Source organism: Methylorubrum podarium (assembly GCF_040270385.1).
GTDB lineage: Bacteria > Pseudomonadota > Alphaproteobacteria > Rhizobiales > Beijerinckiaceae > Methylobacterium > Methylobacterium podarium.
Genome location: NZ_JBELQE010000083.1, coordinates 25,472 through 49,993, shown reverse-complemented (window position 1 = coordinate 49,993; position 24,522 = coordinate 25,472). Strand labels below are relative to the sequence as shown.

At 72.0% G+C, this 24,522-nt stretch carries 25 protein-coding genes; 23 read left to right on the top strand and 2 right to left on the bottom strand.

Annotated elements, in window-relative coordinates:
• The first annotated feature begins 7 nt into the window (after positions 1–7).
• The 10 genes from ABS772_RS14330 (at position 8) to ABS772_RS14285 (ending at position 11,018) form a co-directional block, all read left to right on the top strand.
• Positions 8–1,390: an amidohydrolase family protein gene (locus ABS772_RS14330; RefSeq protein WP_350395511.1), complete on the top strand. Its 1,383-nt coding sequence runs from the start codon at positions 8–10 to the stop codon at positions 1,388–1,390.
• Between the two features lie 11 nt (positions 1,391–1,401).
• Positions 1,402–2,262 (top strand): aromatic ring-hydroxylating dioxygenase subunit alpha, encoded by an 861-nt coding sequence (locus ABS772_RS14325; RefSeq protein ID WP_350395510.1) that lies wholly within the window; start codon positions 1,402–1,404, stop codon positions 2,260–2,262.
• A gap of 121 nt (positions 2,263–2,383) precedes the next feature.
• A complete protein-coding gene (locus ABS772_RS14320) occupies positions 2,384–3,367 on the top strand; it encodes an isopenicillin N synthase family dioxygenase (protein ID WP_350395509.1) in 984 nt (327 codons plus the stop codon).
• Positions 3,368–3,475: 108 nt separating this feature from the next.
• Positions 3,476–3,670, top strand: coding sequence for a hypothetical protein (locus ABS772_RS14315; RefSeq protein ID WP_350395507.1), 195 nt, complete (start codon positions 3,476–3,478; stop codon positions 3,668–3,670).
• Between the two features lie 482 nt (positions 3,671–4,152).
• Entirely contained in the window at positions 4,153–5,190 is a 1,038-nt protein-coding gene (locus ABS772_RS14310) for an ABC transporter substrate-binding protein (protein WP_350395506.1), read from the top strand.
• Positions 5,187–5,975 carry an ABC transporter ATP-binding protein gene (locus tag ABS772_RS14305; protein ID WP_350395504.1) on the top strand — a complete coding sequence of 263 codons (789 nt, stop codon included), beginning with the start codon at positions 5,187–5,189 and terminating at the stop codon, positions 5,973–5,975. Before ABS772_RS14310 ends, ABS772_RS14305 begins: the two co-directional genes overlap by 4 nt.
• Positions 5,920–6,813, top strand: coding sequence for an ABC transporter permease (locus ABS772_RS14300; RefSeq protein ID WP_350395503.1), 894 nt, complete (start codon positions 5,920–5,922; stop codon positions 6,811–6,813). The genes ABS772_RS14305 and ABS772_RS14300 overlap by 56 nt, the downstream gene beginning before the upstream one ends.
• 16 nt (positions 6,814–6,829) lie before the next feature.
• Positions 6,830–7,330, top strand: a complete 501-nt coding sequence (locus ABS772_RS14295; RefSeq protein WP_350395502.1) for a nucleoside deaminase — start codon at positions 6,830–6,832, stop codon at positions 7,328–7,330.
• Positions 7,327–10,497 (top strand): molybdopterin cofactor-binding domain-containing protein, encoded by a 3,171-nt coding sequence (locus ABS772_RS14290; RefSeq protein WP_350395501.1) that lies wholly within the window; start codon positions 7,327–7,329, stop codon positions 10,495–10,497. Before ABS772_RS14295 ends, ABS772_RS14290 begins: the two co-directional genes overlap by 4 nt.
• Positions 10,494–11,018, top strand: a complete 525-nt coding sequence (locus ABS772_RS14285; RefSeq protein ID WP_350395500.1) for a (2Fe-2S)-binding protein — start codon at positions 10,494–10,496, stop codon at positions 11,016–11,018. Before ABS772_RS14290 ends, ABS772_RS14285 begins: the two co-directional genes overlap by 4 nt.
• Here the strand turns inward: ABS772_RS14285 and uraH are convergent.
• Positions 11,003–11,398: a hydroxyisourate hydrolase gene (gene uraH, locus ABS772_RS14280; protein WP_350395499.1), complete on the bottom strand. Its 396-nt coding sequence runs from the start codon at positions 11,396–11,398 to the stop codon at positions 11,003–11,005. The two genes, ABS772_RS14285 and uraH, sit on opposite strands and share 16 nt — an antisense overlap.
• 224 nt (positions 11,399–11,622) lie before the next feature.
• On the opposite strand from uraH, the gene puuE reads away from it, so the two are divergent.
• A complete protein-coding gene (puuE, locus tag ABS772_RS14275; protein WP_350395498.1) occupies positions 11,623–13,035 on the top strand; it encodes an allantoinase PuuE in 1,413 nt (470 codons plus the stop codon).
• 32 nt (positions 13,036–13,067) lie between these two features.
• On the opposite strand, the gene ABS772_RS14270 is transcribed toward puuE, so the two are convergent.
• Positions 13,068–14,000 (bottom strand): LysR family transcriptional regulator, encoded by a 933-nt coding sequence (locus ABS772_RS14270; RefSeq protein WP_350395497.1) that lies wholly within the window; start codon positions 13,998–14,000, stop codon positions 13,068–13,070.
• A gap of 136 nt (positions 14,001–14,136) precedes the next feature.
• On the opposite strand from ABS772_RS14270, the gene ABS772_RS14265 reads away from it, so the two are divergent.
• The 12 genes from ABS772_RS14265 (at position 14,137) to ABS772_RS14210 (ending at position 24,515) form a co-directional block, all read left to right on the top strand.
• The gene (locus ABS772_RS14265; RefSeq protein WP_350395495.1) at positions 14,137–15,387 is read left to right on the top strand and encodes a urate hydroxylase PuuD; all 1,251 of its coding nucleotides are present in this window, start codon (positions 14,137–14,139) and stop codon (positions 15,385–15,387) included.
• A gap of 144 nt (positions 15,388–15,531) precedes the next feature.
• Positions 15,532–16,371, top strand: a complete 840-nt coding sequence (locus tag ABS772_RS14260) for a bifunctional allantoicase/(S)-ureidoglycine aminohydrolase (protein ID WP_350395494.1) — start codon at positions 15,532–15,534, stop codon at positions 16,369–16,371.
• Positions 16,368–16,865, top strand: a complete 498-nt coding sequence (locus ABS772_RS14255; protein WP_350395493.1) for an ureidoglycolate lyase — start codon at positions 16,368–16,370, stop codon at positions 16,863–16,865. Before ABS772_RS14260 ends, ABS772_RS14255 begins: the two co-directional genes overlap by 4 nt.
• A gap of 153 nt (positions 16,866–17,018) precedes the next feature.
• The gene (gene rutR, locus ABS772_RS14250) at positions 17,019–17,660 is read left to right on the top strand and encodes an HTH-type transcriptional regulator RutR (RefSeq protein WP_350395492.1); all 642 of its coding nucleotides are present in this window, start codon (positions 17,019–17,021) and stop codon (positions 17,658–17,660) included.
• A gap of 238 nt (positions 17,661–17,898) precedes the next feature.
• Positions 17,899–18,993, top strand: a complete 1,095-nt coding sequence (rutA, locus tag ABS772_RS14245; protein ID WP_350395638.1) for a pyrimidine utilization protein A — start codon at positions 17,899–17,901, stop codon at positions 18,991–18,993.
• Positions 18,993–19,739 (top strand): pyrimidine utilization protein B, encoded by a 747-nt coding sequence (gene rutB, locus ABS772_RS14240; RefSeq protein ID WP_350395490.1) that lies wholly within the window; start codon positions 18,993–18,995, stop codon positions 19,737–19,739. The genes rutA and rutB overlap by 1 nt, the downstream gene beginning before the upstream one ends.
• Before the next feature lie 12 nt (positions 19,740–19,751).
• Positions 19,752–20,144 carry a pyrimidine utilization protein C gene (gene rutC, locus ABS772_RS14235; protein WP_350395489.1) on the top strand — a complete coding sequence of 131 codons (393 nt, stop codon included), beginning with the start codon at positions 19,752–19,754 and terminating at the stop codon, positions 20,142–20,144.
• Between the two features lie 4 nt (positions 20,145–20,148).
• Positions 20,149–20,931 (top strand): pyrimidine utilization protein D, encoded by a 783-nt coding sequence (gene rutD / locus ABS772_RS14230; protein ID WP_350395488.1) that lies wholly within the window; start codon positions 20,149–20,151, stop codon positions 20,929–20,931.
• A gap of 29 nt (positions 20,932–20,960) precedes the next feature.
• Positions 20,961–21,569 carry an NADH-dependent FMN reductase RutF gene (rutF, locus tag ABS772_RS14225; protein WP_350395486.1) on the top strand — a complete coding sequence of 203 codons (609 nt, stop codon included), beginning with the start codon at positions 20,961–20,963 and terminating at the stop codon, positions 21,567–21,569.
• Between the two features lie 222 nt (positions 21,570–21,791).
• Positions 21,792–22,646 carry an ABC transporter ATP-binding protein gene (locus ABS772_RS14220; RefSeq protein WP_350395636.1) on the top strand — a complete coding sequence of 285 codons (855 nt, stop codon included), beginning with the start codon at positions 21,792–21,794 and terminating at the stop codon, positions 22,644–22,646.
• Positions 22,639–23,553, top strand: coding sequence for an ABC transporter permease (locus ABS772_RS14215; protein ID WP_350395485.1), 915 nt, complete (start codon positions 22,639–22,641; stop codon positions 23,551–23,553). Before ABS772_RS14220 ends, ABS772_RS14215 begins: the two co-directional genes overlap by 8 nt.
• Positions 23,550–24,515, top strand: a complete 966-nt coding sequence (locus ABS772_RS14210) for an ABC transporter permease (protein ID WP_350395483.1) — start codon at positions 23,550–23,552, stop codon at positions 24,513–24,515. Before ABS772_RS14215 ends, ABS772_RS14210 begins: the two co-directional genes overlap by 4 nt.
• Positions 24,516–24,522 lie beyond the last annotated feature (7 nt).

The following is a 24,522-nucleotide window of genomic DNA, read 5'->3' as shown; positions in this document are numbered from 1 at the left end:
GCCCGACATGAGCGCCGATCGTATCCTCGCCGCCGACCTCGTCCTGACGATGGACCCGGACAATCGCGTCCTCACCGACGGCGCCGTCCTCATCCAGGGGAGCCGGATCGGCGCGGTCGGCCCCCGCGAGGCTATCACCGCCGCGAATCCGGGCGCGGCGGTCGTGCGCATGCCCGACCGGCTGCTGATGCCGGGCCTCGTCAACGCGCACATGCATTCGGGCTTCCTGCGCGGCACCGCCGAACATCTCCCGGTCTGGGACTGGCTGCGGCTGCACATCAACCCGATGCACCGGCTGCTGCGCCCCGAGGAGGCGGAGGCCGCCTCCTGGCTCTGCTACGCGGAAGGGCTCCTCTCCGGTAGCACGACGATGCTCGACATGTGGCGCTTCATGGAGGGCAGCGCGCGGGCCGCCGAGACCCTGGGCAACCGCCTCGTCTGCGTGCCCTATGTCGGCGAGCACCCCGACTACGACTATTTCGACCGCCTCGACGACAACGAGGCGCTGATCGAGAGCCGGCACGGCAGCGCGAACGGGCGCATCAATGTCTGGGTCGGGCTGGAGCACCTGTTCTACGCCGACGAGGCCGGGCAGCGACGCGCCATCGAGATGGCCCAGCGCCATCGCACCGGGTTCCACACCCATTGCAGCGAGGCCGAGGTCGAGGTCGCCGAGTTCGGGCAACGCTACGGCTGTCGGGCGATGTTTGCCCTCGACCGGCTCGGCTTCTTCGAAACGCCGCACGCGCTCATCGCCCACGCGGTCTGGCTCGACGCCGCCGAGATCGAGCTGATCGCCGCTCGCGGCGTGGCGGTGGCGCACAACCCGGTGAGCAACATGAAGCTTGCGAGCGGCATTGCCCCGGTCGAGGCGATGCTGAAGGCCGGCGTCGCGGTCGGCCTCGGAACGGACGGCGAGAAGGAGAACAACAACCTCGACGTGTTCGAGGAGATGAAGGCCGCCTCGCTGCTCGGCAAGCTCAAGAACCTCGACGCGGCCGCCCTTGATTCCTGGGAAGCCCTGCGCATGGGAACGATTCTGGGCGCCAAGGCGCTCGGGCTCGACGGTGAGATCGGCTCCCTCGAACCGGGCAAGCGCGCCGACCTGATCGCGATCCGCACCGACACGCCGCGGATGACGCCGCTCTACGGCGACGGCCCATGGTTCAACCTCCAGCACAACCTCGTCCACGCGGTGCGGGGTTCGGATGTCGACCTGACCATGGTCGACGGCGTGGTCGTGGTCGAGGACGGCCGCCTCAAGACCGCCGACCTACGTGCCCTGATCGACCATGTCCGCGGCCTCGCCCCGGGCCTTTTCAAACGCCGCGCGGCGTGGCTCGCCGAGAACGAGACCGGCTCCGTCCAGTGGACGGGACCGGGCCACTGAGGAGCGCGCCCATGAAGACCGACGACCGGGTGGCCCTGGACGAATGGTACGCCGTCGAGACCGCGACCGCGGTCACCGCGGCTCCCGTCGTCACGCGGCTGCTCGGCCAGGACATCGTCTGCGACCGGCTGCCGGACGGCAGGCCCCGCGTGCGCGAGCGCCTGGCCGACGGGTTCGGACCGCCGCTTCCGGTGCGCGAGCGCTACGGATGCCTCTGGACCACCCTGGGGCACCCGAACCGCGACGTGGTCGCGATCCACGAGGCCGACGAGGCGGATCGCCGCCACGTTCCCTGCGGCTGGGTGAAGATGCGCACCTCCGGCCCGCGCGTGGTCGAGAACTTCCTCGACATGGCCCACTTCCCCTTCGTCCACACCGACATCCTCGGCGCCGAGCCGCATACCGAGGTGCCGGCCTACGCCTCCGAGATCCGCCGCGACGTGGACGAGGTCTGGGCGACGAATTGCAGCTTCTTCCAACCCCGCATCGCCGCGACCGAGACGGCGGGCGACTTCGTCCGCCTGACCTACCGGGTGCCCTCGCCCTTCGTGGTGATGCTCTACCGGGTCTGTCCGAGCGCGCCGCACCGCCTCGATGCGATCGCCCTGTTCATCCAGCCGATGGAGGAGGAACTGTGCCGGGCCCAGCCGGTGATGTACCTCGTTGACACCGCCTCGACCGACACCGCGCTGCTGAACTTCGAGCAGGTGATCTTCCTGCAGGACCGCATCATCGTGGAGAACCAGCGCCCCCTGAGGCTGCCGCTGGAGCCCCGCCACGAGATCCCGACGCGGGCCGACAAGTCGTCGGTCGTCTACCGGCGCTGGATCAAGGAGAAGGGGCTGCGCTTCGGCACGGTGGGGCACGGGTGAGGGGCGGCGACCGCCCGGGAGGCGTGATGCCGTTCCGGCATCGGCCCAGGCAAAACTCTCGGCTTTTTCGGCCGCTCCCGACTGCCTAGACCATCTTCATCGGCCACGCCGGGAGATCACGATGTCCGCAAGCCTTCATGCCGTCCGCATCTCCGGAGCGGCCCTGCCCGTCATCTCGGTGGCCGACCTGTCGGCCGCCGATCCCCGCCGCCGCGCCGCGGTCGGCGCGGCGCTGGGCGAGGCTTGCCGCGCCAGCGGCTTCTTCTACTGCGCCGACCACGGCATCCCAGCCGGGCTGATCGAGGCCGTCTTCGCCGAGGCGCGGGGCTTCTTCGCGCAGGGTCAGGTCGCGAAGGCCGTCGTCGACAAGGCGCACTCCCCCTGCAACCGGGGCTACGAGGCTCTGCGCGGGCAGACGCTGGAGGCCGGCGCCCCGCCGGACCTCAAGGAGGGATTCTACATCGGCCCCGAACTGCCTCCCGACGATCCGCGCGTCGTCGCCCGCCGCTTCAACCAGGGTGCGAACCTGTGGCCCACCGACCTGCCCGGCTTCCGCCCGACGATGCGGGCCTACTTCGCCGCGATGCTCGATCTCGGCGAGCGCCTGATGCGAGGGCTCGCCCTCTCGCTCGACCTGCCCGAGAACCACTTCGACGCCTTCTGCCGCGATCCGCTCGCGACGTTGCGCCTGCTGCGTTACCCGCCCCAGCCGCACGACGCCGCGCCGAACGAAAAGGGGGCGGGCGCCCACACCGATTTCGGCGGGCTCACCCTGCTCCTCCAGGACTCGGTCGGCGGGCTGCAGGTCCAGGCGCCGGATGGTGGCTGGATCCACGCCGACCCGATTCCCGGAACCTTCGTGGTGAACCTCGGTGACATGATCGCCCGCTGGACCAACGACCGCTACCGCTCGACGATGCACCGGGTGGTGAACGCGTCGGGGCGCGAGCGGTACTCGGTGCCGTTCTTCTTCGTCGGCAACCCGGATCACACGGTCGCCTGCCTGCCGGGCTGCCTCGGCCCGGGCGAGACGCCGCGCTATCCCGAGGTCACCGTCGAGGGCCATCTCCAGGCGATGTACCGCCGCACCTACGCGGCAGCCTGAGCGTGAAACCGGCCCCGCGGCCGTGCTGATCCACGGTGCCTGGGCGGGCGCCTGGATCTGGGAACGGCTGAGCCCGCACCTCGCCGCGCCCGGCGTGACCCCGGTCCGATGGACCCGCCGGACGACGGCGGTGACGCCACGCCGGCAGGCGACGTCTCGCCCGGGCGCTCGATCGGCCCCGTCGCGGCGGCGCTGGCCCGTTTCGGGTACCCGGCGAGCCTCGCAGCCGTCGTGGCCGAGGCCGCTCCCGAGCGGGTCGCGCGCATCGCCTACATTGCCGGCACAATGCTGCCAGGCGGCTAGCGCTTCGCGCAGGTCATCGCAGCGATGCTCCCGCAGCATCCCGATGCGGCTGGGATCGGTCCGCGCCTCCTGTGGTCGCACGACCGCGCGGAGAGCTGGGTGCCCGAAGGCGGCGCGGGCGATTTTCTTCCACGATCGCCCGGAGACCGCGGCGCGGGCGGCGGCCGCGCGCCTCACGCCGCAGCGTGGCCCGGTCGTCTGCGCGCATCGCACGCCCGAACGCTTCGGCTGGGTGCCGCGCCTCTCCCGTCGCGGCGATGCACGACCGCCCCGCGGTGCCGGCCGTACAGGACCGGATGTGCGCCCTGGTGCCGGGTGCGGTCCGGGTCGCGCTCGCGACCGGCCACGCCCCCAACGATCGGCGCCCGACGCCTGGCCGAGGTGCTGCTGCCCGTCCTCGCCCCTGGCACGTCGCTTGCGCATCCGTCCGTGCCGCGAACGGTCCCTGCCGCTTCCGATCCCCTCCGAGAGCCCGAGCCCCGATGAGATCCCTCACCCGCGCCTGCGCCGCATTCCGGCTCTCTGTCGGCCTCCTCGCCCTGCCCTTCGTTCCGGCTCCGGCGGCCGCGGCCGAGCCGGTCACCTTCCTGATCGACTGGCTGCCGGCCGGCGACAAGGCGGCGATCTATCTCGGTGTCCAGAATGGTCTGTTCAAGGAGCAGGGCCTCGACGTCACCGTGCAGTCGGGCCGCGGTTCGAGCGACGTCGTGACGAAGCTCGGCACGGGAGCCGCCGACATCGGCACCGGCGGCCTCGCCGCCCTGCTCCAGGCCAAGGCTCAGGGCGGCGTGCCCGTCACCGCCGTGATGGCGATCTACACCAAGCAGCCGGACGCGATCTTCACCACCGCCGACTCCGGCATCGCGAGCCTCAAGGACCTGTCCGGCAAGACTGTCGCGACGGCGACCTTCTCTTCCTCGAACGTCGCCTGGCCTCTCGTCCTCAAGGCCAACGGCGTGTCGGCGGACGCGGTCAAGCTGCTGAAGGTCGATCCCGGGGCGCTCGCGCCGATGCTCGCCACCGGCAAGGTCGCGGCGACCATCAACTGGCTCACGGTCGCCCCCGCCTTCACCGGTCCGCTCAAGGAGGCCGGCAAGACCTTCAAGGCGCTGCCCTGGTCGGAATTCGGCTACGACGGCTACGGTCTCTCGCTGTTCGCCTCCGACCGGATGCTGGCGCAGCGGCCCGAGACCGTGCGCAAGTTCATCACTGCCTACAACCGGGCGACCGAGATGGCCATCGCCGACCCGATGGCGGCGGCCAAGGCCCTGAAGGCAGCCGTGCCTGAGGTCGATGCCGGGCGCGCCGCCGAGGAGTGGACCGCCTCGATCCCGCTCATCGTCAACCCAATCAGCGCGCGCGACGGGATGGGCGTGTTCGAGCCGGGGCTGCTCGCGACCACCTGGAAATGGGTCGCCGAATCGCAGGGCCTCGCCGTCGGGTCGTTCGACCCCGGCCGAGCCGTCACCGGAGCCTTCCTGCCCGGCGCTGCTGCCGGCGCGAAGAAGGCCGAGCGATGAGCGGCGCCGACCGGCCGGCCATCCGCTTCCGCGACGTCGGGCAGCGCTTCCCCGGCGCGGACGGGCGCGCGGTGACAGCGCTCGACGGCCTGTCCTTCGACATCGGACGTCATGAATTCGTGGCCGTGCTCGGCCCCTCGGGCTGCGGCAAGTCCACCCTGCTGCGGCTTCTGGCGGGGCTGATCCGGCCGACCGCGGGCCGAGTCGAGATCTTCGACACCCCCGTCACCGAGCCGCGCGACGACATCGGCATCGTCTTCCAGAAGCCGACGCTGCTCCCGTGGTTCGACGTCCTGAGCAACGTCACCTTCCCGATGCGCCACAAGTACGGGCGCGTGACGCCGGTCGAGCGGGAGCGCGCCCGCGAACTCCTCGATCTGGTCGGCCTCGCCGACTTCGCCGGGCGGCGGCCGGATGAACTCTCGGGCGGGATGCAGCAGCGCGTCGGCATCGCCCGTGCCCTGCTCCTCGATCCCGACATCCTGCTGATGGACGAGCCGTTCTCGGCTCTCGACGCGCTGACACGCGACGAGATGAGCTTCGAACTGCTGCGGATCTGGGCCGACCGGCCCAAGACCGTGCTGTTCATCACCCACGCGATCCCCGAGGCGCTGCTGCTCGCCGACCGCGTCGTCGTGATGACGGGCCGTCCCGGCCGCGTCCGCGAGATCCTCCCCGTGCCGCTGCCGCGGCCCCGCACTCTGGCGACACTGTCGGACCCGGCCTTCCATGATCTCGCAAACCACATCCGCGGACGCCTCTTCAGCCGTCCCGTCGCTGCCTGAGGCCGCGTCCGATCCGGCCCGCGCCGCGCCGGTGCTCGTCGGCACGCGGTTTCTGAGCCCGGCGGCCGCGCGCCGCCGGGCGGTGTTCGACCGGCTCGCGCCGCCGCTCGCCTTCCTGGCGCTGATCGGCCTGTGGGAGGCGGCCTGCCGCCTCCTCGCCCTACCCTCCTTCCTGCTGCCGGCGCCGAGCGCGATCCTGACCGCGCTCACGGCGACGCCGCTCGACTCCTGGATCGGGCACGTCCTTGCCACCCTGCGGGTGGCGCTGATGGGCTACGCCCTCGCCGTGGCCGTCTCGGTGCCGCTCGCGGTCGGCATCGCGACCTCGCGCTTCCTGCGCCGGACCCTCTACCCGATCCTCGTGGTGGTGCAGTCCACCCCGATCGTCGCCGTGGCGCCGATCATCGTGGTCACCCTCGGCGCCTCGGACCTGCCGCGGGTCGTGATCACCTTTCTGATCACCTTCTTCCCCATCCTCGTCGCGACGGTGACGGGCCTACAGGCCACGCCGGAGGAGTTGATCGAGCTGTCGCGGGCGCTCCGCGCCGGCCGCGCCCGGGAAATCCTGCACGTGCGGCTGCCCTTCGCGCTGCCGCACGTGTTCTCCGCCCTCAAGGTCTCGACGACGCTGGCCGTCGTCGGCGCGGTGGTCGCCGAGTTCGTCGCCGCGGAGAAGGGCCTCGGCTTCTTCATCGCCTTCTCGACCTCGAACTTCCGGATCCCGACCGCTTTCGCCGGCCTCGTCGTGCTGGTGGCGATCAGCCTCGTCCTGTTCCGGCTGGTCGGCTGGCTGCAGGCGCGGCTCGTCCCCTGGTCCCTCCCGAAATCCGAACGCTGAGCGAAACAGCCCATCCATGCTTGAGACCCCGGATCACGAAACCTACCTGCGCCGCGCCTTCGACGTCGCCCGCGCAGCCCGCGCGGGCGGCGACCACCCCTTCGGTGCCATCCTCGTCGGCCCGGACGGCGCGGTGCTGATGGAGCAGGGCAATGGCTTCACGGCGGAGGGCCGGGACATGACGGCCCATGCCGAGCGCCTGCTCGCCAGCCGGGCCTCGCGGGCGCACGGGCCGGAGATCCTGGCTCGCTGCACCCTCTACAGCTCGGCCGAGCCCTGCGCGATGTGTTCGGGGGCGATCTACTGGGCCGGGATCGGCCGCGTGGTCTATGGCCAGAGCGAGCGCGATCTGAAGGCCCAGACCGGCGCCCACGCCGAGAACCCAACCCTCGACCTGCCCTGCCGCACCGTGTTCGCGGCCGGGCAGCGCACCGTGGAGGTGATCGGCCCGTTGCTGGCCGAGGAGGCCGCCGCGCTCCAGGCCGCGTTCTGGGACGCGGAGACCGCGACGGCATGAGCCGACCCCCCTTGCACGTCCTGCGGCCGCGCGACGCCGAGGAGGCGCTCGCGGCCCTGGCCCGGCACGGCGGGGAGGCCCGGGTGGCTGCGGGTGCCACCGCGCTCCAGCTCGACTGGGCAGCCGGCGCGGCGCGCCCCGCTCTGCTCATCGACCTGTCGGACCTGCCCGATCTGCGCGGCATCGCCGCGTCGAGCGATGGTCTGCGCATCGGCGCCGCCACGCCGCTCGCGGAGATCGAGGCGGACGCGAGCGTCGCCCGGCTCGCGCCGCTTCTGGCCCGAGCGGTGCGGACCGTCGCCGCGCCGGCCGTTCGCACGCTGGCGAGCCTCGGCGGCAACATCGCGGGGCGCATGGGCTGTGGCCTGCCCGGCCTGCTCGCCCTCGACGCCGGCCTCGACCTCCTGACGCCAGCGGGAGGACGGTGGGTGGCGCTCGCGGACTGGCTCGGGCAGGCCCCCGAGCCCGCGAGCCTCATCCTTGCCGTGACGGTCCCGACGCAGCCGAAAGGGTCACCCGCGACGCTGCGCAAGGTGGGCCTGCGGGCGGCGTTCAGCCCGAGCGCCGTCGGCGTCGCCGGCCTGCTTCCCCTCGACGGCGGCGGGGTCGGCGCGGCCCGCCTCGCGGTCGGGGGCGGCCCGGTGCGCCCGCAGCGCCTGCCCCGCACCGAAGCCCTCCTCACAGGCCGGCCGCTTGAATCGATCGACTGGGTGGCCCTCCACGCCGCGCTCCTGGCCGAGATCGAGGCACCGGACGATCGCCTGCGCAGCGGCCGCTACCGTCGCCTCGCGGCGGCGAACGCCCTCGTCGCCGGGCTCGGCGGGATCGGAGCCCTTCCCGCCACACGAGGTCGCTCCCGGCACCGGCCCGTCGCCGCGCCGTCGCCGGCGGGCGAGCGGGTGATCGCGCGGAAGGCCGATCCGGCGGGGTGGCACAGGCGCCCGGACATCGCCGACAAGGTCCACGGGCGGCTCGCCTATCTCACCGACGCGCGGGAGCCCGGCATGCTCGTCGGCCGTATCCTGCGCGCCGGCCGGCCGCACGCCCGCATCCTGTCGATCGACACCGCGGCGGCCGAGGCGCTGCCCGGCGTCGCCGCCGTGGTGACCCATCGCGACGTGCCGGGGCTCAATGCCTACGGGATCATGCTGCAGGACCAGCCCGCCCTCTGCGGCGAGTGCGTGCGCTATGTCGGCGACGCCGTCGCCGCCGTGGCCGCCTTGGACGCGGCCACGGCCAACGCCGCCCTCGCCCTGATCCGCGTCGACTACGCGCCGCTGCCCGTCCTCGATACCCCGGAGGCGGCGCTCGCCCCCGACGCGCCGCGGCTCCATCCTGAGGGCAACCTGCGCCGTGAGGTGCGCGTGGCGCGCGGGGACGCCGAGGCGGCGTTCGCAGCCTGCGCCCACGTGGTCGAGGACACCTACGTCACGCCGCGGCAGATGCACGGCTTCCTCGAGACCGAGGGCGGCTGGGCGATGATCGAGGCCGACGGCAGCCTGACGATCCGCGCCGGCGGACAGCACGGCGCCCGCGACCGGCTCCAGATCGCGCGCATCCTCGGCTGGCCGGAATCGCGGGTCCGGGTCGTCACCAGCCCCACCGGGGGCGCCTTCGGCGGCAAGGACGAATTGACCGTGCAACCCGCGCTGGCACTCCTCGCGGTGAAGACCGGGCGCCCCGTGCGGCTCCACCTCGACCGGGCGGAATCGGTGGCGGCCGGCGTCAAGCGCAACCCGATGCGCATCCGCATGCGCACCGGCTGCGACGCGCAGGGCCGGCTCATCGCCATCTCGGCCGATCTGACCGCGGATGGCGGTGCCTACGCGTCCCTGAGCCCCGCGGTGATCGAGACGGCGCTGGAGCATTGCTGCGGCCCCTACGTCGTTCCGAACGTCGAGGGCGTGGCCCGGCTGGTGGCGACCAACAACGGCACCTGCGGCGCCTTCCGCGGCTTCGGCGCCAACGAGATGACCTTCGCGATCGAGTGCCAGATCGGCCGCCTCGCGGAGGCCGTGGGCTGCGATCCGGTCGAACTGCGCCGCCGCAACCTGCGCCCGCCCGGCAGCCCTGGCTTCTTCGGCCAGGCGGTAGGCCCGAGCGAGCGCCTCGCCGCGATGCTCGACGCCGCCGCGGCGAGCCCGCTCTGGTCCACGGCCTCGGAGCCGGCAGGGGCCCCGACCGGCGTCGGGCTCGCGCTCAACTATCAGGGCAACGGGCTCGGCTCGCTGCCGGAGGACCGCGCCGCCGTCGCGTTGCGGCTCGCGCCCGACGGCGCGATCGAGGCGCTCTACGGCCTCGACGAGATCGGCCAAGGGCTGCAGGCGGCGATCCGCAGCGCCGTCGCCGCGCGCCTCGGCGTCGATCGCGCCGATATCCGCCCCGTGACCGGCGATACCGGGCGCAGCCCGGATTCAGGCTCCACCACGGCTTCGCGCGGCACCTTCGTGGTGTGGGAGGGCGCCCGGCGGGCGGGGCCCGCCTTCACCCGCGCCCTCCTCGACGCGGCGGCGCGCCGCCTCGGCCGGGCGGCGGACGGCGCGAGCAGCCTCGCGCTCGGCCCCGGCGGCATCCGCGACGCGCGCTCGAACAGCGGGCGTCCGCTCCTCGGATTCGCCGAACTCGCCGCCGGGCTCGCATCGGAGGCGCTGCCGCGCGCGCACGCCGCATTCGAATTTCCCAAGGCCGACTACGCGGCCGGCAACGCCCGCTACCTCTTCGCCTTCGGCGCGACCCTGGCCCGCGTCGCCGTGGACCGCGTGACCGGGCAGGTCCGCGTGCTTGACCTGCACCAGCACACGGCGGCCGGTCCGGTGCTCGACGCCGCCGCCTATCTCGGCCAGATCGAGGGCGGAGGCGTGCAGGGCGTCGGCTTCACCCTCACCGAGGATGCGTGGATGGAGGCGGGGCGCTACGGGGCGTCGAACCTCGACGGCTACCTGATGCCGACGATCGCCGACGCGCCGGAGGAGAGCCGCGTCCTCGCTCTGGAGGATCTCGACCCCGGCGACCCCTACGGCCCGCGCGGGGTCGGCGAACTCGGCATCGGCGCGGTGACCCCGGCCATCGCCGCGGCAGTGGCCGACGCGATCGGCCACTGGCCCGTCGCCGCGCCGTTCTCGCCCGAAACCATCCTGCAGGCGCTCGCGACGGGGGCCGTCGCATGAGCCCGCCGCGCTTCCGCCTGAACGGGCGCGACGTCGCCCCGCCCGACGATCCCGCCCGGAGCCTGCTCGACATCCTGCGCGAGGATCACGGGCTCACGGCGGCCAAGCCCGGCTGCCGGATCGGACGCTGCGGCGCCTGCACGGTGCTGATGGACGGGCGGCCGGTCAACGCCTGCCTCGTCATGGGCTATCGCCTGGACGGGGCCGAGATCGTCACCGCCGACCACCCCGAAGCGAGCTCGGACGTCGCGATCGTGCGCGCGGCCCTAATCGACGAGAACGCGTTCCAGTGCGGCTACTGCGCACCGGGCTTCGTCCTCGCGCTGGCCGCCCTGCTCGGCCGCGCGTCGGAGGTGGGCGAGGCGGAGATCCGGGCCGCGCTCGCCGGCAATCTCTGCCGCTGCACCGGATACGCCTCGATCCTGCGCGGTGCGCTCACCGCGCGGGACCGGCTCCGCGTCGCGCGCGCCGCCGCCGGGCCGGGCGACTTGGAAGCGACTAAGGCTCAGCTTCCGCGATAGGTGCTGTAGCCGTAGGGGGCGATCAGGAGCGGGACATGGAGATGAACGGGGGCGTCCGGGCCTTCGGGCGCGATCCGGAACCGCACGGGCACGATGTCGAGAAACGACGGAGGGGTGCCATCGGAGCGGGCGAAGTAGGCGCCGACCTCGAAGGCGATTTCGTAGGTGCCGGGCTCCATCGCGTCGCCCGCGAGGAGGGGCGCGTCGCAGCGTCCGTCGGCATTGGTCGCGACCGTCTTGAGAGGTATGCGGGAATCGCCCTCGATGCGCAGCAGATGAAGGGTCAGCCCCGCCGCCGGGCGTCCGGCGGCCGTGTCGAGCACGTGCGTGGTGAGCCGTCTGGCATCCGCGGGCGGCGCGGCAGATGGTGCGACGGACATGAGGTTCCTCCGAAGCCGTCGGGCGACCGCGACCCCGGCAGCCCGGCGATGACCGGCCCCGTGACGCTTCTCCCAACCCTTGCAGATCGGGCTGCGCGCACCATCCCGGATTTTCGGGAGCAGCTTTGAAAAAGTCCGACAGATCGTCGGAATTGCCCGGCGCTATCGTCGGCGCCTCCGCAACCATCCGCGCAAGACCTGCGCGGCAGACCCGGGGATCACCGATGCACACCTCCCGCGACATGATCGGGTACGGCCGCACGCCGCCGCGGGCGGAGTGGCCCGGCGGTGCCCGGATCGCCGTGCAGATCGTGCTCAACTACGAGGAGGGGGGCGAGAACTGCATCCTGCACGGGGACGCCGCCTCCGAGGCGTTCCTCTCCGAGATCGTCGGCGCGGCGCCCTGGCCGGGCCAGCGCCACATGAACATGGAGTCGCTCTACGAGTACGGCTCCCGCGCCGGCTTCTGGCGGCTGTGGCGGCTGCTCACGGAACGCCGCGTGCCGGTGACGGTGTTCGGCGTCGCCACGGCGCTCGCGCGCAACCCGGAGGCGGTGGCCGCGATGCGGGAGGCGGAATGGGAGATCGCCAGCCACGGCCTCAAATGGATCGACTACCGTGACATGCCGCGCGCGGAGGAGGCGGCGCAGATGGATGCGGCGATCCGCCTGCACGAGGCGGTGACGGGCGAGCGCCCCCTCGGCTGGTACACCGGCCGCTCCTCCGTCAACACGCTGGAACTCGGCCTGGAACGGAGCTTCGCCTATCTCGCCGATTCCTACGCCGACGACCTGCCCTACTGGCTCTACGGGCGGGCCGGCACCGGCCTCGTCGTGCCCTACACCCTCGACGCGAACGACATGCGCTTCGCCACCGCGCAGGGCTTCAATACCGGCGAGCACTTCTTCGCCTACCTGCGCGACAGCTTCGACGCGCTCTACGCGGAAGGCGCGACCGCGCCGAAGATGATGTCGGTGGGCCTGCACTGCCGTCTGGTCGGGAGGCCCGGGCGCATCGCCGCCCTGTCGCGCTTCCTCGACCACGTCGCTGCCCATGACGGCGTCTGGCTGGCGCGCCGCATCGACATCGCCCGCCACTGGACGGCGCGGCACCCGGCCGAGGCCCTGCGCCCGAGCACCATGAGCGCGGCGCAGTTCCTCACCCGCTTCGGCGACGTCTTCGAGGACACGCCGGAGATCGCGCTCCGGGCGTGGCAGGCCGGCCTGACCGCCCGCGAGGACAGCGCGGAGGGACTCCATGCCGCCTTCGTCGCCGCCCTGCGCGGCCTCCCCGCCGAGCGGCAGCGCGCCCTCATCCGCGCCCATCCCGAACTCGCCGGACGGCTCGCCCAGGCCGGGCAGTTGACGCAGGCCTCCACCGCCGAGCAGGGCAGCGCCGGCCTCGGCGCGCTCCCGGCCGAGGAGCTGGCACGGTTCGAGCGGCTGAACGCGGCCTACCGCGCGCGCTTCGACCTGCCCTTCGTCATGGCCATCAAGGGCAGCAGCCGGGAGGCGATCCTGGCGGCGTTCGAGGCGCGGCTGCGCAACGAGCCCGAGCAGGAGTTCCAGGAGGCGCTGCGCCAGATCGAGCGGATCGCGTGGCTGCGCCTGAAGGACCGGCTGCCGTCGGCGGGCTGATCCGCGCGCGAGCGGCCCCCGGCTCCGGGATCCTACCGCGTCAGGCGCCGGCCGATCAGGTCGAGCTGGGCGCCGACATGGGCGCGCAGGGCCTCCGTCGTCATCTCGACGAAGGTCTTGGCACGATTGGGCAGCATTTTTCGCGACGGATAGACCACGCCGAGTGTGACGGGGAGCGGCGGGGTCCGCGGCAGGACCGGCACGAGGCGGCCGTCGGCGAGGTAGGGCGCCACCTCGAAGACGGGCTTGAGGACGACGCCCTGCCCCTGGATCGCCCATTCGGTCAGCACGTCGCCGTCGTCCGCGTCGATGCGCCCGGAGACCGGCAGCGTCACGATCTCGTCGCCGTCGCGCAAGCTCCAGCGGAACTGTTCCGAGCCCGGAAAGCGCAGCAGCAGGCAGGAATGATCGATGAGTTCGGCCGGGCTCTCGGGGGCGGAATGCTCGGCGAGATAGTCCGGCGACGCGCACAGGATCCGCTCGACATCGGCCACCTTGCGCAGGGTGAACGTCGAGTCGCGCATCTGCGCGAGACGGACCGCCACGTCGACCGCCTCCTGCACGAGGTCGAGCAGGTGATCGGACAGCCGGAGGTGGACGTCGGTCTCCGGATGGCGCTCGCGGAAGGCGGGGATCAGCGGCGCCACGACGCGCCGGCCCAGGCTCAGCGGGGCGGTGACCTTCAGCGTCCCGCGCGGCGCGGCGCCCTGGGTCTCGACGCTCTTCTCCGCCCGCTCCACGGAGGCGGCGATGTCGAGGCAGCGGTCGTAGAAGACGCGGCCGGCTTCCGTCAGGTTCATCCGCCGCGTCGTGCGGGTCAGCAGCAGACAGCCGAGATGCTCCTCCAGCGTCTGGACGCGGTAGCTGATCACCGAGGCGGACAGACGCAGCGAGCGGCCCGCCGCCGAGAAGCTGCCGGTCTCCGCCGCGCGCATGAAGATGCGGACACTCTCCAGAGACAGCATCCCCCCTCCGCGCCCCGCAGCCTGCCGTGACTTCCACCGGATTTCACGAAAATTTCGAGAACTGGCAAGGAATTTGATGGGCATACAAGCCCGCTCGCAGCGGTAGGATCGCAGCCGGACAGGGAAGGAAGCGGCCGTGGAGAGCTTCGTCTGGGAATGGGGGAGCCTGCTGCTGCGCTGGCTCCACATCGTTGCGGCGATGGCCTGGATCGGCTCGTCGTTCTTCTTCATGCATCTCGACACCTCGCTGAAGCGGACGCCGGAGATCCCGGCCGGCGAAGGCGCCGCGGCCTGGCAGGTGCATGGCGGCGGCTTCTACGAGATGCGCAAGTATTTCGTCGCGCCGGAGCATCTCTCGCCGGACCTCACGTGGCACAAGTGGCAGGCCTACACGACGTGGCTGTCGGGCTTCGTGCTGCTCGCCTGGATCTACTACGCGCAATCGCGCCTCTACCTCGTCGACCCGGCGGTGATGGACCTGTCGGCCCCGGTCGCGGCGGCGCTCGGCATCGCGGCCCTGGCGCTCGGCTGGCTGGTCTACGATCGCATCTGCCGCTCGCAGCTCGGCGAGAGCGAGACGGGCCTGGCCGCCGTGGGGCTGCTCGCCATCACGCTTTCCGCCTTCGGCTTCTCGCAGGTGTTCAGCGGCCGCGGGGCCCTGATCCATACCGGCGCCCTGATGGCGACCTGGATGGCCGGCAACGTCTTCTTCATCATCATCCCGAACCAGCGCAAGGTCGTCGCCGCGCTGCTCAACGGGGAGCGGCCGGATCCGAGCCTCGGCAAGCAGGCGAAGCAGCGCTCGGCGCAGAACAACTACCTGACCCTGCCGGTCGTCCTCATGATGATCGCGAACCACTATCCGATGCTGTTCGACTCCAAGGCGACGATCCCGCTCATCGTCGCGCTGGTCACCGCCTCGGGCGCGGTGATCCGCTACTTCTACAACGTCCGTCATGCCGACCACGCCCGCTCGCCCTGGTGGGCCTGGGCCGCGGCCTCGGTGGGCCTGGCCGCCGCCTTCGTCCTCGCCGTCGCCGGAAGCGCCGGCGGGCGTTCGCTGCTGGGCCTGCCGCCGCAGGCCGAAGGCCCGCCGGCCGTCGCCCTGGCCTCGGCCGGGCACGGGCGCGCTGCGCCGCCGGACCACGTCGTCGAACTCGTCGCGGGGCGCTGCGCCATGTGCCACGCGGCCGAGCCGGTCTGGGACGGGATCGGCGTCGCACCGAAGGGCGTTCATCTCGATACCGCCGAGGCCATCGGCCGTCAGGCCGAGGCGATCCGGCGGCAGGTCGTGCTGACGCACAACATGCCGCCCAACAACGTGACCGAGATGACCGACGAGGAGCGCGGCGTGATCGCGACCTGGCTGAGAGACGCCGGGCGCTGATCCGGTCTCCGCCCGATCAAAGCGGAGGCCGGATCACCAAGCCCGCGCGGCGCTTGAGCGCGGTCCAGATCCGCCACCCCGAACGGATCAACCGGACTTGGTCCGAGATCCCTGCCCGACTTCGCGACACCGGAATCCCTCGCAATGACCGCTTCCTCCTACAATCCGCCCTGCGGCGGCCTGCCTTCCCAGACGGCGCTGATGACGGGCCGGGCGGTGTTCACGGAGGCCTACGCCGTCATCCCGAAGGGGGTGATGCGCGACATCGTCACCAGCGTCCTGCCGTTCTGGGACGGCACCCGGGCCTGGATGCTGTCGCGGCCCCTGTCGGGCTTCTCCGAGACCTTCGCGCAGTACCTGATGGAGGTGGCGCCCGGCGGCGGCAGCGAGAGGCCGGAGCCCGACGCCCGAGCCGAGGGTGTGCTGTTCGTGGTCGGCGGCCGCCTCCGTCTCGTCCTCGAAGGACAGGCGCATGCCCTGCGCCCCGGGAGCTACGCCTACTTGCCGCCGGGGGCGGCCTGGAGCCTGCGCGGCGAGGGAACCGAGCCAGCCCGCTTCCACTGGATCCGCAAGGCTTACGCGCGCGTCGAGGGCATCGCCTGTCCGCCGGCCCTCGTCACCCACGAATCCGAGGTCGCCCCGACGGCGATGCCCGACACGGACGGCGCCTGGGCCACCACCCGCTTCGTCCCGCCCGAGGACCTGCGCCACGACATGCACGTCAATATCGTCACCCTGCGGCCCGGCGCCTCGATCCCGTTCGAGGAGACGCATGTGATGGAGCACGGTCTGTTCGTGCTGGAGGGCAAGGCGGTCTACCGGCTCAACCGCGACTGGGTCGAGGTCGAGGCCGGCGACTTCCTGTGGCTGCGCGCCTTCTGCCCGCAGGCCTGCTACGCGGGCGGCCCCGGTCCCTTCCGGTATCTGCTCTACAAGGACGTGAACCGGCACGCGGCGCTCGCGCCGTTCGGGGGGTCTCGATGAGCGGGCGGCAGATCTCCATCGAGCCCCTGACGCGGGAGGCCTTCGCGCCCTTCGGCACGGTGATCGACAAGGCGGCCGTCGCCCCGCGACCGATGAACGCCGGCAAGGCCCGCCGCTTCCACGACCTCGCGCCGGTGGCCGTCGCGGACCCGGACGGGCAGGTGGTGATCGGTGCCGTCGAGGCCGACCCCTACGCCTTGCCGCTCCGCTTGAACCTCGTCGAGCGTCACCCGCTCGGCGCCCAAGCTTTCATCCCACTGAACGACGCACCGTTCCTCGTGGTCGTCTGCCCGGACGAGAATGGCGCGCCCGGCCGTCCGCAGGCCTTCGTCACAGGGCTCGGTCAGGGCGTCTGCTACGCGATCGGCACGTGGCACGGCGTTCTCACGCCGCTCGACAAGCGCCAGGATTTCTGGGTGATCGACCGGTCCGGCCCCGGGGTGAACCTCGAGGAGCATCTGTTCGGCGAGCCCTGGATCATCGCATTCGCGTGACGGCCTTCGATCGCGCGGGAGGACCGGTCCGGTCGCCGCACGGCCTAAGGCGGCGCGCACGCTGAGCGGTGCCGGCGATTGGTCGCGCGCGCGGGATCGGATAGGTGATCCGAGGACCGCGCGAGGGGCGGTGAGGGATTGGGAGGCACGGGCGTGGTCGGAAGCGGCATCGCGGCCCCTGCGCGCCGACAGCGACGCGACGGCGCCCTGCGCCGGGAAGCCGTGCTCGATGCCGGACTGGAGGTCTTCTCCACCGTCGGCCTGCACGGCGCCAGCCTCGACCAGATCGCCGTCCGCGCCGGCCTCTCGAAGACGAACCTGCTCTACTACTTCCGCACCAAGGAAGACCTCTACGTCGCCGTGCTGCGGCGCGTGCTCGATGTCTGGCTCGACCCGCTCCAGGCGCTCGATGCGGAATCCGAACCGGCCGAGGCGCTCAGGCGCTACATCCGCTCGAAGATCACCCTGTCCCGGGACGCACCGCGGGCCTCGCGGCTGTTCTGCCTGGAGATCGTGCAGGGTGCGCCGCTCCTGCGCGCCGAACTCGAAGGTCCGTTGCGGGCGCTGGTCGAGGCCAAGGCCGCGGTGCTGCGCGGCTGGATCGCGGACGGGCGGATCGCCCCGCACGATCCCCGCCACCTCGTCTTCGCGATCTGGGCGGTCACCCAGCACTACGCCGACTTCGCGGTGCAGGTGGAGGCCATCACGGGTCGCGACCTCAGCGACGAAGACTTCTTCGAGCAGACGGTCGAAAGCACCCAGAGACTGATCCTGGCGAGCCTCGGTCTGACCTGATTCGTGCCGGCCCCGCGCCGCGACCGAAGAAAACCGGACGAAACCGCATGGGCCGTAAGCAGAGACGGCCCGTCGAGCGGGCATGACGCGGAGAGTTTGTGCAAACGGTCAAATATCGGCTCCGAGAGTTTGACCAAATGGTCTGATTCGCTACCGTCGCGACCTGTCGCTGGCCCTGCAGAGCGCCGGCCGGACAAGCGAGCGGGGGTTCGTCATGACCCAGGCCCAAAATCAGACCATGAATGTCGGCGTCTTCATCCCGATCGGAAACAACGGCTGGCTGCTGTCGGAGAATGCGCCGCAGTACATGCCGAGTTTCGAGCTCAACAAGCAGATCACGCTCAAGGCGGAACAGTACGGTCTCGACTTCGCGCTCTCGATGATCAAGCTGCGCGGCTTCGGCGGCAAGACCGAGTTCTGGGACCACAATCTCGAATCCTTCACGCTGATGGCCGGGCTCGCGGCGGTCACGAGCCGGATCAAGCTCTACGCGACGGCGCCGACCCTGTGCCTGCCGCCGGCGATCGTCGCCCGCATGGCCTCCACCATCGACTCGATCTCGAACGGCCGCTTCGGCATCAACCTCGTCACCGGCTGGCAGCGGCCGGAATATTCCCAGATGGGGCTGTGGCCCGGCGACGCGTATTTCGGGCGCCGCTACGAATATCTCTCCGAATACGCGCAGGTGCTGCGCGACCTGTGGGAGACCGGAAGCAGCGACCTCAAGGGCGAGTTCTTCCAGATGGAGGATTGCCGCCTGAGCCCGCGGCCGCAAGGAGAGATGAAGATCATCTGCGCCGGACAGAGCGCCGCCGGCATGGCTTTCACCGCGACCTACGCCGACTACAATTTCTGCTTCGGCAAAGGGGTCAACACGCCGACCGCCTTCGCCCCGACGGTGGAGCGGCTGGAGGAGGCCAAGGCGAAGACCGGCCGCGACGTCTCCTCCTACGTGCTGTTCATGGTCATCAGCGACGAGACCGACGAGGCGGCCCGCGCCAAGTGGGAGCACTACAAGGCCGGCGCCGACGAGGCGGCCATCGCGTGGCTCGGCCTCCAGGGTGCGGCCGACACCAAGTCCGGTGCCGACACCAACATCCGCCAGATGGCCGACCCGACCTCGGCGGTGAACATCAACATGGGCACCCTGGTCGGATCCTACGCCACCGTCGCCGCCCTGCTCGACGAGGTGGTGACCGTGCCGGGCACCGGCGGCGTGCTGCTGGTCTTCGACGATTTCCTGAAGGGCCTCGACGATTTCGGCACGAAGATCCAGCCGCTGATGCGCTCGCGCCGGCACGTCACGGGCGAAATGCTGGCGGAGGTGGCGTGATGGAGACCGGCGCAGCCGCGGGCTACCGCGACCCGTCCGGCCGCCACGGCGCGGTCACGCTGCCGGCACGCCCGGAGCCGATCGCCTTCGACGCCGACGCCGCCGTGCTCATCGTCGTCGACATGCAGAACGCCTACGCGACCAAGGGCGGCTACCTCGATCTGGCCGGCTTCGACGTGTCGGCGACCGGGCCGGTGATCGAGCGGATCGCCCGGGCCGTGGCGGCGGCCCGCGCGGCAGGCCTCCTCGTGGTCTGGTTCCAGAACGGCTGGGATCCGGACTACGTCGAGGCCGGGGGGCCGGGCTCGCCGAACTGGCACAAGTCGAACGCGCTCAAGACCATGCGCCGCCGGCCGGAGATGAACCAGCGGCTCCTCGCCAAGGGCACGTGGGACTACGCCCTCGTCGATGCGCTGACGCCGGAGCCCGGCGACATCGTCCTGGGAAAGCCGCGCTACAGCGGCTTCTACAACACACCGCTGGACAGCATGCTGCGGGCACGCGGCATCCGTACGCTGGTCTTCACGGGCATCGCCACGAATGTCTGCGTGGAATCGACCCTGCGGGACGGCTACCACCGCGAGTATTTCGGGATCGTGCTCGCCGACGCCACCCATCAGGCCGGCCCGCCGAGCCTGCAGGAGGGCGCGCTCTTCAACATCGAGACCTTCTTCGGCTGGGTGTCGGACGTCGCCGCCTTCGAGGCCGCGCTCGCCCGGCCGGAGGCCCGCCGCATCCCTGCCTGACCGGAGGACCCCATGCCCAAGACCGTCGTGATCCCCCCCGGCACCGGCAAGCCGCTCGCGCCCTACGTGCCCGGCACGCTCGCCGACGGCGTGCTCTACGTCTCCGGCACCCTCGCCTTCGACGGGGACAACAACGTCGTCCACGAGGGCGATGCCGGTGCGCAGACCCGGCACGTGCTGGAGACGATCAAGGGCGTCGTCGAGGCCGCGGGCGGCTCGATGGACGACGTCACCTTCAACCACATCTTTCTCAAGGACTGGGCCGATTACGGCGCGATCAACGCCGTCTATGCCGAGTACTTCCCCGGCGAGAAGCCGGCGCGCTACTGCATCCAGTGCGGGCTGGTGAAGCCGGCGGCGCTGGTGGAGATCGCCTCGGTCGCCCATATCGGCAAGCCGGCCTGAGGCGATGGCCGCGCCCGTCCATCACGAACTGCACGGGCCGGCCAGCGGGCGCACCGTGCTGCTCTCGCCCGGGCTCGGCGGCTCGGCCCATTACTTCGCACCGCAACGGCCGGCGCTCGCCGAGCGCTTCCGGGTCGTCACCTACGATCACCGCGGCACCGGGCGCTCCCCCGGTCCGCTCGAACCGGGCCACGACATCGCGGCCATGGCCCGCGACGTCCTCGACCTGCTCGACCACCTCGACATCGGCACGGCCGACATCGTCGGCCACGCGCTCGGCGGCCTCATCGCCCTGCAACTCGCCCTGACCCATCCCGAGCGGGTCGGCCGGATCGTGGTGATCAACGGCTGGGCGGCGATGGACCCGGCGACGCGCCGCTGCTTCGCCGCCCGCAAGGCGCTGCTCAGGCAAGCCGGGCCCGAGGCCTTCGTGCGGGCACAGGGGATCTTCCTCTACCCGGCGCCGTGGCTCTCCGAGAACGCCGCGCGGGTCGCGGCCGACGAGGCGCAGGCTCTGGCGCATTTCCCGGGCACGGGGACGGTGCTGGCGCGCATCGCCGCGCTGGAGGCGTTCGATGCGACCGGCGCACTGGCTCGCATCCCGCATGAAACGCTGCTGATGGCCGCGCGCGACGACGTGCTCGTGCCCTTCACCGCCTCGCAGACCCTCGCGGCCGGGCTCCCCAACGCCCGCCTCGACCTCGCGCCCGACGGCGGCCACGCCCACAGCGTCACCCGCCCCGAACCCTTCAACCGCACGCTCCTCGCATTTCTCGCAAGTCCCTGACACGCCCCGACCTCACGAAAGGCCGCCGCATGACCGAGCCCGACAGCGCCGCCTCCGTCCCCGTCGATGCGGCCGCCTACCGCGAGGCGATGTCCCGGCTCGCGAGCGCGGTGCATCTGATCACCACCGACGGTCCGGGCGGGCGGGCCGGCTTCACGGCCTCGGCCGTGTGCAGCGTCAGCGACGCGCCGCCGACGCTGCTCGTCTGCGTCAACCGCGCCTCCTCCGCCTTCGCCGCCCTCACCCGCAACGGAACGCTTTGCGTGAGCACCCTCGGCGCGGGCCACGAGACGGTGGCGGCCCTGTTCGGGGGTCGCACGCCCATGGACGAGCGCTTCGCGGCGGGCACCTGGCGGCGGCTGCGCAGCGAAGCGCCCGCGCTGACCGACGCCCTCGTCAGCTTCGACTGCCGCATCGTCGGGCGCCACGCCGTCGGCAGCCACGACGTGCTCTACTGCGCCGTCGAGGCTCTCGCCGCGACAGGGCAGGCCGACGCGCTGCTCTACAGCGAGCGTCGCTTCCGCACGCTTGCCCGCGCGCCGCGCGGCGGATCCGACCTGGCCGAGCCGACGCGATCCGCCCGCGCCGTCGGGGTCCGCCCCGCCGAAGGGCCGGCGCTGACCCTCAGGAGCGCCTAAACCGTGACCGGCGCCTCGTCCGCCCGCGACCTGCGCAACGCCGCCCACCCGCCGGACACCGTCGCGCCGTTCGGCACGCTCATCACGGCGGTCGTGGACGGCACGGAAAATGCTCGATCCGGCGGTGCGCGGATGTCCGGCGGGTCCGCCTTCTCGGGCCGCCCCCGGCTCCCGGACGACCGATCGAGAGCCGAACCGAAATCCACGGAACGAAATCCTGCCATGTCGCCTGCCGGCGCCCTCGCCCTCAAAGAGCCGCCCGACTTCGAGCCAGCGGCGCCGCGCGCGGTGCCGGCGGCGCCCGTCATCGCGGCGCGTGGGCTGTCCCTGACCTACACCACCGCCGACGGGCCGGTTCACGCGCTCGCCGATGTCGATCTCGCGGTGGCGCCGGGCGAGTTCGTCTCCTTCATCGGCCCCTCCGGCTGCGGCAAGACCACGCTGCTGCGCTGCGTCGCCGACCTCGAACGGCCGACCGGCGGCGAACTGACGGTCAACGGCGTCGGCGCCGAGGCGGCACGGCTGCGGCGCGACTACGGCTTCGTGTTCCAGGCGCCCGCCCTCTATCCCTGGCGGACCATCGCGCGCAACGTCGCGCTGCCGCTCGAGATCTTCGGTGTGCCGAGGGCGGAGCGCCGGGAGCGGGTGGCGCATTTTCTCGACCTCGTCCAGCTCACCGGCTTCGCGAACAAATTTCCCTGGCAGCTCTCCGGCGGCATGCAGCAACGGGCCTCGATCGCCCGCGCCCTCTGCTTCGATCCGAAACTCCTGCTGATGGACGAACCCTTCGGGGCGCTGGACGAGATCGTGCGGGACCACCTCAACGCGCAGCTCCTCGCGCTGTGGCGCAAGGCCGCCAAGACGGTCCTGTTCGTCACCCACTCGATCCCCGAGGCGGTCTACCTCTCGACCCGCGTGGTGGTGATGTCGCCGCGTCCCGGCCGGATCGTCGACATCGTCGATTGCACCGCGCTCGGGCGGGAGCGTCCGCTGGAGCTGCGCGAGTCGCCCGAATTCCTGCGCCTCGGCCAGCGGGTGCGCGAGGGCCTGCGCGCCGGTCACGCGTACGATGCGTAAGCCGGCTTCAACGCTGCGCGGCCGGGCGCTGCCCGTGGCCGGCGTCGTCCTGGCGCTGCTCGCCGGCTGGTATCTCGCCGCCCTGGTCGGCAACTGGAACGGCGCCGCGGACGCGCTGGCGCGGGCCGGCGCGGCGCCCGGCGCCGCCGACATCGCCGCGGCGACGATGGCGCAGGAGCGGCCCGTCGTGCCGGCACCGCATCAGGTGCTTTCGGAGCTGTCGCGCAGCATCGTCGGCGTGCCGCTCGGCTCGAAGCGCAGCCTCGTCTACCACGCCTGGGTCACGCTCTCGGCGACGCTCGCCGGCTTCGCCATCGGCGCGCTGCTCGGCATCGCGCTCGCGGTCGCGATCGTGCACCTGCGCAGCGTCGAGGCGAGCCTGATGCCCTGGATCGTCGCGTCGCAGACCGTGCCGATCCTGGCGGTGGCGCCGATCATCATCGTGGCGCTGGGCGCGGCCGGCCTGACCGGCCTGCTGCCGAAGGCGGTGATCGCGGCCTATCTCTGCTTCTTTCCGGTCACGGTCGGCATGGTGAAGGGGCTGAACGCCCCCGACCGGATCCAGCGCGACCTGATGCGGACCTATTCGGCCTCGCGCGGGCAGATCCTGGCGCGCCTGCGCTGGCCGGCCGCCCTGCCCTACCTGTTCGCCAGCCTGAAGATCGCGGTGGCGGCAAGCCTCGTCGGCACCATCGTCGCCGAACTGCCGACCGGGGCGCAGGCCGGGCTCGGGGCGCGGCTGCTCGCCGGCTCCTATTACGGCCAGACGATCCAGATCTGGGCAGCCCTGTTCGCGGCGGCGGCGCTCTCCGCGCTCCTCGTCCAGGGGATCGGCCTCGCGGAGGGCGCCGCGAACAGGGCCCTCGGCACCCGCCCCGCGGGGAACGCCCCAGGGAGCACCCGATGAGCCATCGCGCCGCACGGATCGGCCTGCTCGTGCCCGCCGCGCTGATCGGCGGGGCGGCGCTCGCCGCCGCCGCGCACCGGCCCGTCCCGGCCGGCGCGGCGGGGCCGGGCTTCTGGATCGCTGCCTTCCTGGTCTGGCTCGTCGCCACGCTGGCCGCGCGCGACCTCGCCGCCCTGGAGCCGGGCACGGCGACGGGCCGCCGCCTCGTGCGGCTCGCCGTGCCGCTGCTGTTCGGGATCCTCGTGCTGGTCCTGTGGGAGGCCGTCGTGGTGGGCGCGGGCGTGCCCGCCGTGCTGATGCCGCCGCCCTCGGCGATCGCCGTGCGCTTCGCCGCCGCCCTGCCCGTCCTCGGGGCGGATTTCGTCCAGACCTGCCTGAAGTCGGCCCTGCCCGGCTACGCGATCGGCTGCCTGTCGGGCCTCGGCGTCGCGATCCTGGCCGACCGGCTGCCCGTCCTCGGTCGCGGCCTCCTGCCGGTGGCGAACGTCGCCTCCGCGCTCCCGATCGTCGGCATCGCCCCGATCATGGTGATGTGGTTCGGCTTCGACTGGCCGTCGAAGGCCGCGGTCGTCGCCGTGATGTCCTTCTTCCCGATGCTGGTGCAGGCCGGCGCCGGCCTCGCCGCCACGGGCCCGATCGAGCGCGACCTGATGCGGACCTACGCCGCGGGCTACGGGCGGACGCTCCTGAGCCTGCGCCTGCCCATGGCCCTGCCCTTCCTGTTCACCGCCCTGAAGGTCAACGCGACGCTGGCGCTGATCGGGGCGATCGTGGCCGAGTTCTTCGGTACGCCGATCGTCGGCATGGGCTTCCGCATCTCGATCGAGGCGGCGCGGCTCTCCCTCGACATGGTCTGGGCCGAGATCGTTCTGGCGGCGCTGGCGGGGTCGGCCTTCTACGGCCTGATCGCCCTGGCCGAGCGCGCCGCGACCGGCTGGCACCCGTCGGTGCGCGCCGGTTGACGGCGAC